Source organism: Bacillus sp. NPDC094106 (assembly GCF_044764345.1).
Classification (GTDB): Bacteria; Bacillota; Bacilli; order Bacillales; family Bacillaceae_G; genus Bacillus_A.
Genome location: NZ_JBIWHY010000032.1, coordinates 25068 through 36417, shown reverse-complemented (window position 1 = coordinate 36417; position 11350 = coordinate 25068). Strand labels below are relative to the sequence as shown.

Sequence of the window (11350 nt, the reverse complement as noted above, 5' to 3'; positions counted from 1 at the left end):
GAAATATACACTTTTTTCGCCCGTATCATAATAAAAAGACCTCCTCCCTCATACAAATATAACAAATTAATATTAATAAGTAAATAATATTTTACAATATAGTGTTAACAAACAAATATATGAACCATGTTGTACGATGTACAACCGAAATTCATCTCCCACCTACCGTTGGGCTACGCCCTTCACACGCTTGAGGAAGGAGAATTCTTTCGGGAAGTTCGTTAAAATAAACTCATTTATTCGTACAGCTTCTCCCATATAGTCGAACCATATAGGAATAGTAAGCCGTAGACTATCTATTATATATCATATAACATTAACTATAGTCAAAGAAAGGGGTGGATTTTCATGAAGGTTTATCCAGTTCCTCCTGATATGAAGGAGAAAGAGAAAGTTATCGGGGGCGTATTAAATTTAAACCAATTTTTTTGGTTGTTAGGTGGTTTTGGTCTGGGAGCACTGTTTTTCATTTTAAGTTTTGTCACTATAGGAAACGGGATTATTTCCTGTATTTTAGGGCTTGTTGGACTTATTTCAGGAACACCTTTTGCCTTTAAGAAAAAGTTGGATATGACACTTTGGGAATATATGAGTAGAAAACGAGCGTTAAAGAAAAAAAGTCAAAAATTAATAAACCGTAGAAGGGAAGTGTAAGAATGACAGGAGTGATTATAGGTACGATTTTATTACTTGCTCTATTTGGTGGTATGGGATGGGCTGTCATGTATCAATTGAAGAAAACGGACCCGAAAAACGCAGATACATCTGCAAGGGAAGATATTCAAACAGCACAAGAGTTTCTACCATATCAAGACATTTCAGATTCAATGGTGAATTTGGGACAACATCATTACAGAGCTATTATCGAATGCAATTCAATTAACTATGATTTAAAAACAGAAAAAGAAAAAGAGATTATTGATTTATCTTTTCAACGTTTTTTAAATTCATTATCTCACCCTATTACAATGTTCGTTCACACGAGAACAATTGATGATGAGAAGACTCTTAAGTTATTAGAAGAGGATATTCTGACTACAATAAAAGACTATCCAGAACTTGAGAATTATGGAAATGCGTATTATTCAGAAATGGCAAACTTACCAAATTTAATTGGTAATAACAAACAAAAGAAAAAATACATCATTGTACCTTACATGGAAGCAAATGAGTTAACAACTGCTACAGATAAAGAAAAATATGAGTACTCTGCAAAAGAAATGTATACACGTTGTCAAATGCTAATTGATGGTTTGGCAGGATTGGGTGTAAAAGGACACATTTTAAAAACGAATGAAGTTGCGGAAGTCATTTTTGGAGTATATCACAGACAAAACCACTCACATGTAGAGAGTGTTTTAAGTGGAGAATACTTAGAACTTATGGTGGAAGGTGAGAAAAATCCACTGCAAGAGGTATTGCCAGAAGGAAAATTAGATTGGATTTTATATGAATCTCAAATCCGATTAGAAAAAGAATTGTTAGAAAATAATGGAGTAGATGCAGATATTAAATCTTCAGCGAATGAGGCGATTCTTGAGATTAGTAGAATTCGAGAAGCTGTTGCAGGTTACTATAAAACACCATCTGTAGACATTCCAGACATTCCTGAAATGGGGGCTGATAGAAATGTGGTTTAAGAAAAAGAAATCGAAAGAAAAACTAAAAGGTGAAGCAGTCATTGATTTGAATGTTAATCATAATACAGAACAGACTGATACGTTGGAGAGAGGGACAAGAAGTGTAAAAGATTTCTTTGCTCCACCTTCTTTTGACAGGAGCTATGAAGATTGTTTAAAAGTTGGTAATAAATATGTTCGAAATTTGGTAATGCAGGGATTTCCAACAAACGTTGCTGTGGGTTGGCTTGACTTGTTATATAGCTATGAAGGTGATTTAGATACAGCGTTATATATTGAACCTGCTGATGATAGAACAGCTCTTGATGAATTGACTCATAAGATTACTCAATTCGAATCTCAATTACAAATTGAGCAAGAAAAGGGAAACATCAAAGATATCACTCGTTTAAGAAATACAATCATTCGACTATATGACCAACGTGAAAAATTAGAACAAAATTATGAAAATCTATTCTATATTCAAGTCACATCTAATTTATATGCAGATTCTAAAGAAGATTTAGATAAAGAAACTCAGAAATTAGATAACAAATTAAAAGGTAGAAAGATTTATATGATGCCGACTTATTTAAGACAAGATAAGGGTTATAAATCTGCTCTGCCATTTGGGAAAACGTATTTATTAGACTCGTTCAGGAACTTTAACTCTGGTGCTCTAACAGCTTGTTTCCCGTTTTATAACTCTGAAATTTCTCATGAAACGGGCGTTTTCTGTGGTGTGAACTTAGCAACTACTACACCTGTTTTAATCGACTTTTATGACAGAGACAAATTGAATAACTCGAATATTACAGTATTTGGTCAAGCGGGTTCTGGTAAAACGTTCTTCGTTTCCTTGCTAACGATGAGAAGTGCTTTACGTGGTGTGAGAACAGTAATCATTGACCCTGAAGGTGAATACAAACCATTAACAAAGGCATTGCGTGGAGCTCATATTTATGTAGCCCCAGATTCTAAACATTTTCTGAATCCATTTGATGTTGAAACTGAGTATAACCAAGAAACTGGAAAAGAAGAGATTGATTTAAAATCAAAAGTTGCCGATTTGCTAAACCTTATAGCTGTAATGGCGGGGGGCTTAACACCTGAACAACGTTCCATCGTAGCACATGTTCTTGCGAAAGTATATAAGGATAAAGGATTTACGACAAGTGCGGATTCTTTATATGAAAATGAACCATATTTCGATGAAAAAACAGGTGAATTTTCAGAGATTGGTCGTAAACGTCAAATGCCAAGATTCACAGATTTTCATAATGAGTTTGAGGCATATGCGAGAAAAGAACAAAACCAAGAATTAGAAAGTTTAGCGAATGCATTAAAAATCTTTAAAGAAGGTGGCGTGTATGACATGTTCGATTGTTATACATCTGAAGAATTATCAAACTTTAAAGATGCACCAATCGTTACCTTTGACATTAGTCGATTAGAAGAAAGTGTACTTCGACCAATTGGTATGTTCGTAGCAATGTCTTGGACATGGGAGAAATTTGCTAAGAAAAATCCACACATTAAGAAACGTATTGTTTGTGATGAAGCATGGATGTTAGTAAATAAAAACATGGCAGGATTTGAATATACATCTCAATTCTTAGAGAACTGTTCAAGACGTATTCGTAAACGTAATGGTGGTTTGTTAGTAGCATCTCAAAACTTTATCGAGTTTGCAAATAACGAGCAAGGTAAAGCGGTATTAACAAACTCTGTAGTAAATATTTTCTTGCGTCAAGACAGCACAGACATTGATTTATTACAAGATACATTCAAACTGTCTGATGGTGAACGTAACTTCTTATTACAAGCACAACGAGGAGAAATGTTAATTCGTATGCATGGAGAAAGTTCTGTAGCGTATGTAATGCCATTTGCGTTTGAAGTGGACTTAATTAAAAAAGCACATCAAACGAAAGATTTGGAAGAAGATAATCCCGATAACGGAATCGTTCAACTAAAGAAAAAAATCGCTTAATGTAGGGAGGGATACTTTATGAGTGATAGAAAAAAAGGAGGGTTTTTAAAAACCCTCTCTAAATTCGCTTTGACTGCTGTAACAGCAACATCATTGTTTATGTCACCTATACAAGCATACGCCCATGATGCGTACTTTATGGGGATTGCAATTGATTTTGCTTCAAATCGTTACAATGCAGTGGTTTCATTTGAGGATAATACCTCGGTAGAATCCAATCACAGGGAATCAGAAATTGGACTTTTTGAAAAAAGTGCAAAAACAAGTAATTTTACGATTCCAAGCGTCAATGGTGAAAAAGATAAAGTGAAAAAAGCTTATGATGAGGTAGTTCCTGATATCACTGCTACAGATAAAGCAGGTTCAGATTGGGCTCTTGTATATACATTCCCAGGATATCACACAGGGATGACAGAAGATTCTACCTCAGCGACTGGATTGGATAGAGAGCGAGCATATTGGGTAGCAGATACCTTGGTGAATAGCTTTAATGATGCAATTGCTTATATTTTATCTGCAAGTGGACATACGAAGAAAGATTCTGAAGATAAAGGTTCCAGAGAAGACTTCGTACAACTTGCTATTGATGTAGCAAATGCTTCTGACTCTGCAATGGACGGAAATTCTGCGAACGTTCAATTTAACGGAAAATCTTTTAGTTTCTCAAAAGGTAGTGATGTTCCTAATCCAGTAAAGGGAACGAAAAAAGAGCATTATATCAAAATTTCAGCAGAAGGAGCAAACCCTGCTTACTTCGTTGCAATGGTGCCAAAAGGTTACTATCCTGGACAAGAATTAGCAAGTTCATTACCTAAGAGTGCTCAAAAAAAGGTGAAAGATTTTGACGTTAAAAACTTAGATTGGAAAAGAGTTGTTCTACAAGGGAATACGAACTATGTAAAAAAAGAAATTACATTTTCTCAAGTAGATAAACTTGCAAAACCTGGTAAAATCGAACAATATTTCAGTGAATTTATCAGTAGTATTTTAGGTACTATTCGTCAGTTGCTTGGCTTATATAGTTTCCAAGAATTGATGTTAAACGATGGTCAGCGTTCTGCGACAACATATCAAGGAATTATGCCTTTAAATTGGTTTGATTCTGCTCAATCTTTATATTGGGTATGTCAGTGTATTGCTTGGGCTCTTATCATTGGGGCAATCGTAAAACTATTAGTTTCTCGAAACTTGGCCGCTGTCAATCCAATGATGCGAGTGAATTTAATAGATGGTATTCAAAACTTATTGATGACAGGATTTATGTTAACTTTAATTGGACCATTATTCCATGTATTGGCAGTTATCAACTTTAAGTTAGTTGAAATATTCGGAAGTGCATCGAATTACTCTCAATCATTCGGAACTGCTGATACCATGAGTTCAGGACTTGTTGGTGCAATCTTAATTAATATTGCATTCTTTATCATCATGATATATTTCAATTTTGTTTATATCATGCGAGCAATTACAGTTTCACTTTTATATGCAACAGCACCATTGTTCGTTGTATCTATTGCATTTGGTGGTAAATATAAACAATTGTTTGGAAACTACATGAAAGAGTTAACTTCAAATATTTACATGCAATCATTCCATGCATTAATGATAGCTTTCTTTGCAAATGTAACGACTTTAGGACAAACAAGATTAATAGAAAGTATCATTTTACTTATTGCATTTGTGCCAATGACACAGTGGTTCCGTCAAAACTTGATGGGTCTATCAGGTGGAGGAATTTCAGGACAAATTGGCGGTCAAGCGTTAAGTATGGGTATGGGAATGGTTGGAGGAGCAACCGCAGGATTCATGGAACAACGTAATCGTAAAAAAATCATGGATAATGCAAATGGTGGCGTTGCAATGAATAAAAAAGGAGCTCAAAACTTCAGTGGTGGTGGAGTAGGAGGTTCTACTAATATGGGAGCGACTTCAATGTCTGATGTAGATGGTACACAAATCAATAAAATGAATTCAGACATGCGAGCTATTAGTGGTAAAACAGGTGGAAATAGTCCAACTCCTCAAAAAACTACAGGTAAAGGAGTTCTTCAAGCAGGAGTAAAAGCGACAGGTAAAGCATTAGCAACTACTGCAAAAGCGGGAGCAATCGGTGGTATTATGGCAGGTTCAAGTGCAGTTGGTGACCGAAGTGGTATGGGTTTAGCTACTGACCTTGCAAAACAAAAAGGTATGCAAACATTTAATAAAGCGAATGATAGTTTTACTGCCCGTCAAAACAATGGGGATGGAACAATCAAATCTGCATTTGGTACAATGAAAGATTTAGCAACAGGAAGCTCACCAAATAGCTTAGATGGTTATGAAAAACAGGATGAAGGTTATCTAAAAGAAGATTTTGCAAATGATGGAGTGATTACTCGTTATCATGATGCGAGAGGATTAACAGAGGATACAGGTATTAAACAAATGGTTGATGTGGGAGACAATAAGATGTATGTAGAATATGACTTTAATGAAGCCACTCAACAGTTTAACTCTTCGAATTTAAAAGGAACAGAAGGAGAGAAAAACCTTTCATCTATGGTTCAATCATTTAATCAAAATGATAAACAGGCAATGAATTACTACAAAACACACGGTATTCTTCATGCTTCTGTTAATAAAGATAAAGATACAGTTGGTGTTTGGGTAGATAAGAATGCATTTGGATATAAAAATGTAAGTAAATCTGGTAAAAACTATATCATCCAAAAGGATGTAAATTCAAATTTCTCTAATAACGAGATGCTTCAAGTACCAGAATATAGAAAAGTTAAGAAATAAGTCTTGTAATTCAAGGGTTCTATTACCGATTTGGTGATAGAACTCTTTTTTATTTCGAAAAGATATTTATTGTATTTAGTTGTGTTTTCTTTCGAAATAAACGAGAAGTAGTATAAAATATAGGATGATGGGAGAGAAAGAAAAAAGTTCATATAGGAAGTTTGGAGGTATGCTTTTATGTTAAGTGAAATTATTAAGGAATTTTCAAATCATCAACAAGATAAAATCTTATATGAGAAAAAAGTATATGATTCTCAACAGTTCTTGATGAATACAATGGATAAATTAATTGAAATGGAGACTGAATATAAAGCTTTACGAAATTGTATTAATAAAATTGAAAAAGAACGGGATATTTGGAGAAAAAAATTATTCGAAAAGAAAATTAAAAAAATGAGCGTAAATGAAATGTTTGGAGAAGACCAAGAATATTTCGGAGTTGCACTACCTCTATATTCTGTAATACATAGAATAGTATCCAGTTTCTTTCATAAGGCTCATTGCTATTTTGATTGCATGGCACAATACATAAACACTGCAATATTAGGGAATTTTGCATTAGAAAGAGACGGGATAAGTTTCTTTAGGTTATTATCACATTTGAATTATAACTATAAAAAACAGTACAAGATGATAATCAAAAAAATGAGGCAAATTTGTAAGAGTAGAAACTTTAATTATGTTTCGGATTTCAATAATACTACGAAACACATTCATGATATAAGCACCATAATTACATTTGATATAACGGGGCTTGAAATCTCATTTACAATTCCTTCTTTTTCGAAATATAATCATAAGCTTAGAAAAACAAATCATTATGAAGAACAAGACATTGTAAAGAAGTTACAAGAAATTCTCATAGATTTTGTTCAAATAGGCAAAGAAGTATTTGCACTTGTAAAAGAAGAAGTTTCTAAAATAAAGACTGGTTTTATATCTAATAGAATACATCATCTGGAATATCAAATAATTGAAGTCAAAGAAAGTAATGAGGTGCAACAGTTTATTGTGTATCGAGCGAATAAGGAGATTCAAGAAAATGAAGAATTTTGGATTCTTCATTGTAAAGATAGGGGGTTCGACATTAATGCTTCGAATTGCTCGTATGATGAAATTATAATATGGGATTCTAATAACGAGATTATAGGGTTTTTAGAATCTATTGAGCCAATGGATAACAATGGATTTAATCTTTTCTTCTATAGAAAATACAAAGCAAACTTAGAGATTAATGCGATGAAAATATATAATCATGGACAAAAAGAACGTAAGATAAAGCTTTCGCTTATGGATGGTGCCCTTGTTGGAATGAAATGAACGGAACAAATTACGTTTGTAAAAACATAATTTATTAAACTTAATAAATACAAAAAGATAGATTGATAGCAAATAAATTCTTGCTATTGGTCTATCTTTTTTTTGCTTTGTTTTTTTAACTAACTATAGATGAACATCTCCTACTTAGCAAAGCTTGAAGAGGGAGAATTCTTTCGGGAAATTGTTAAAACTTAGTAGGACTTGTTATATATAGATATTAACTATAGTAAAAGAATAGAATAAAGATAAAGTAATGAAAGGGGGAAATTGTATATGAATGAGGATAACAGGAACGGTACAGATACCACCTCTAACGTTGCGGAAGAACAAATGAATAAAGCAATGCAAAAAGGCTCTAAAAAAGCAGGAAAGGCAGTATTTAACACCTTGAAAAAAGGAGCGAAAATGATTTTAAAAGCTGTTTTTACTGCTATAAAGTCACTCGTATTAGCACTTTTTCCGTATATATTAATAGCGATTCTTATCTTTTATATATTCACGGTTATTTTCGATACTATTTTTGAAAGTAGAGGAAAAGAACAAGGGTATCAAATGGAAGATGAAAAACACGATAACAAGCTAAAAAAGAACGAAAAGGGACAATGGGAAGCAATTAACCTATCACCAGGAAATAAAGTTGTTAAAGCCTTTTACACTTATTTTTCAGACCGTTCTTACTACATTACGATTGAGGATGAAAAGAAGTTATATTCGCCTGATGATACAAGAGTTAAGACTGATAATATTAAAGATAAATATGACCGTGAAAAAATGTTTTATTTAAGTCCAAACGTGTTATGGACATTGGATGAATTTCTCTTTGATAACAAATTCAGATTCCCAGAACAATTTTTAAGACCTGTTTATCATGACCCTGAAACATTCGAATCGAAACCGTTAACAAACGATAAGGGAATGTTGGTTGCTGAAAGTAACAGTTATGATTCAAAAACATGGAAACGTATAGAAGATAAAAAAGAAAAAGGTGTTTGGGATTATGGTTTTGCGCCAATTCTTCATTACAAACAATATGCAGAACAAAAAGAAGGAAGGGGCAAAGTTGTATATCAAGATGTTTGGGATGAATCATCACAACAAGTGATTCAAAAACAAAATATTTCTGAAGGTAATCAAGCGGAACATAAAAAAGCAGTTGAGGGTTATCCCAAAACAGTATGGATGATTGATAAAGTAGCTTCTCCTGCGGGGAATATTACAAACAAAATCATCAATGAATGGAAAGATACAGGAGAAAGATATGAAGAAAAAATTCCATTCAAGCAAACTGTTTCGAAATCAAGAATGGTGACAAAAACCCGTGAAAAAGCGGATGAACCAGGGGTTACAGAAACATACGAAGAAAAAGAATGGTATCAAGAAGAAATTACAATGTTTAAATATGCTGAAGGTACAATGTGGGAACAAACGCCTGAATATGATGGTGAACCTGATACATCTGGTGTTACAGGAAATCGTTATTTCAGAGATTACTTAGAAAACTTTAAATCTTATGTGCCACTCGATGCCAGAATGGTGTTTAATATTGAAGCTCGAACAAATAAAGATATTAAAGAATTAGAAGCATTGTTAAAAGAGCATGATGAAAAAGAAGCGCAATCTAAATCTCAAAGTGGTGGACAAGTTGACATGGGTGAATTCAAATTAGGTGAAGGAGCTTCTTCTGAAAACTATAAGAAATCACTGCAATACATTGAGATATTTAAAAAATACGGAGAAATGTTTGGGGTAGACCCTTATTTACTTGTAGCGAAAGCATCTCAAGAATCAGGCGGTGACCATGAAGGTAGTTTACCTGGTGGTAGAGGCTATAATGGTGCGGCCGTAGGCTTGATGCAAGTAGAAAAACCAGGTCAGGTAATTACGAGTCTTACAGCTTATAATTTCCAAACACATCAAGAAGAAACAATGAAAATAAGTGGACCTGGTGATGTAACGGCTGTAGATGCAAATATTAAGGCAGGAACAATGGAATTTGCATCTCGACTAAAAGATAATCAGTATAATGTGCTTTTATCTATTCAAGCTTACAACTATGGACCTGGTGGAACGAAAGCGATTTTAGATTTATATTCTAAAGAGTCAGGAAAGAGTGTAGATGAAATCAAGAAGAACACAGGTGATACAGGTTGGATGAAATTCCGTGACGAGGTTCATAATAACCCTTCTAAATATTTTAGATGGAGTGGAGGAACATATGGAGACCCGAAATACATAGAGCATGTATTACGTTACTATGCATCTCCTGAAAGTAAAGCTCCTTATGTAACAAAAGAAGATGGAACAAAAGTACTGGCTGATGGAAATCTTGAAGTGGGTTCAGCAAGTGGATTAGAAGTTAAAGGTGGTGGAGATGGTGGTTTCGCATCTTTAATTAAAGGGATTTTTGGTAAGTTGAAAGAATGTTGGGGACAATTATTCCCTGATAAACCACATTACGACCCTATTAATCCATTCCCTATTGGCGGATTGGTAGAAAATCGTATAAAAGAATCTCGTTCACAAGATGTTATCAATATGATGTTTGTTATGGAAGAACAAAAGTATCTTTCTGAGTTTGATAATATGACTGATGAAATGTGGAAAGAACGATATTCTCAGTTGTTCAAGAACCCGTTAGGTACATCATGGGGAGGAAAGAAAAACGGATTAGATGTAAAAAAACTATTCCCTGATGGATTTCAAAATCCTGTAGATATAAACCCTCCAACAATTGTGAAAAAGTTTGGTTTAGTACCTAAAGGAGAGGGAAAAGAGTTACATCAAGCTATAGATATTCTTGCTCCAAATGGAACTGAGATAAAATCTGTCTCAGATAAAGGAAAAGTAATCAATATCAGTACAACTGAAGGTGGATATTTAGGTAAAATGGTAGAAGTTCAATATAAGAACTCTACAGTTATTTATGGAAATCTTGGTACTGTTGATGTAAAAGAAGGGCAAGAACTTAAAAAAGGAGATAAAATTGGTACAGCAGGAGGAACTACTGAAGATGGAGAAGTCATGCACTTAGAAGTTGTATATAAAGGACAACGGATAGATGCAACACCATTTGTTTCAGGTGAAGCCGTTCAAAGTGGTGGTGGAAATGGTACTTCTACTCCAGGCGGTAGTGGACCAATGAGTATTGAAGGTAGTCAAAAAGCTCAAGAAATTTATGGCTATTTAAAAGAATTCCTTGGTTCTTGGTATGCTTGGGGCGGTACAACACCTCCTAAGAAACAGGCAAATGGTGAGTGGGAACCTGCAAGGAAAACAGGTGAGTGGATTGGTGGATATCCAGTAGAATACCCAGGCTTTGACTGTTCAGGATTCATGCAATATGGGTTTAAAAAAGCAGGAGTGAATATCCCACGTACTGCAAGAGAACAACAATCATGGGCTACGAACATTCCGAACGAACAAGCACAACCAGGGGATTTAGTATTCTGGGGGAGACCTGCACACCATGTAGGAATGTACATTGGTAATAACGAATACATTCACGCACCTCAAAGTAATGATAGAATTAAAGTTTCTAAAATCAACAATTGGGGCAGTGTAACAAGCGTGGGACGTGCGTTGAAATAAAAAGGAGGGGAATTTCCCTCCTTTTATTTTTGTACTTTGCAAAGTA

Annotated in this window: 6 protein-coding genes; all 6 read left to right on the top strand. The window is 34.3% G+C overall.

Annotated features, from left to right (window positions below):
• Positions 1-348: 348 nt before the first annotated feature.
• Positions 349-654, top strand: a complete 306-nt coding sequence (locus ACIQ7L_RS27065; RefSeq protein ID WP_400573184.1) for a PrgI family mobile element protein — start codon at positions 349-351, stop codon at positions 652-654.
• 2 nt (positions 655-656) lie between these two features.
• Positions 657-1640, top strand: coding sequence for a hypothetical protein (locus ACIQ7L_RS27060; protein WP_400573182.1), 984 nt, complete (start codon positions 657-659; stop codon positions 1638-1640).
• Positions 1630-3612: a VirB4 family type IV secretion system protein gene (locus ACIQ7L_RS27055; protein WP_400573180.1), complete on the top strand. Its 1983-nt coding sequence runs from the start codon at positions 1630-1632 to the stop codon at positions 3610-3612. Before ACIQ7L_RS27060 ends, ACIQ7L_RS27055 begins: the two co-directional genes overlap by 11 nt.
• Before the next feature lie 18 nt (positions 3613-3630).
• Positions 3631-6396, top strand: a complete 2766-nt coding sequence (locus ACIQ7L_RS27050) for a hypothetical protein (RefSeq protein WP_400573178.1) — start codon at positions 3631-3633, stop codon at positions 6394-6396.
• 177 nt (positions 6397-6573) lie between these two features.
• Positions 6574-7716 carry a hypothetical protein gene (locus ACIQ7L_RS27045; protein WP_400573176.1) on the top strand — a complete coding sequence of 381 codons (1143 nt, stop codon included), beginning with the start codon at positions 6574-6576 and terminating at the stop codon, positions 7714-7716.
• A 273-nt stretch (positions 7717-7989) separates the two neighbouring features.
• Positions 7990-11304, top strand: coding sequence for an NlpC/P60 family protein (locus ACIQ7L_RS27040; protein WP_400573174.1), 3315 nt, complete (start codon positions 7990-7992; stop codon positions 11302-11304).
• Positions 11305-11350: the final 46 nt, after the last annotated feature.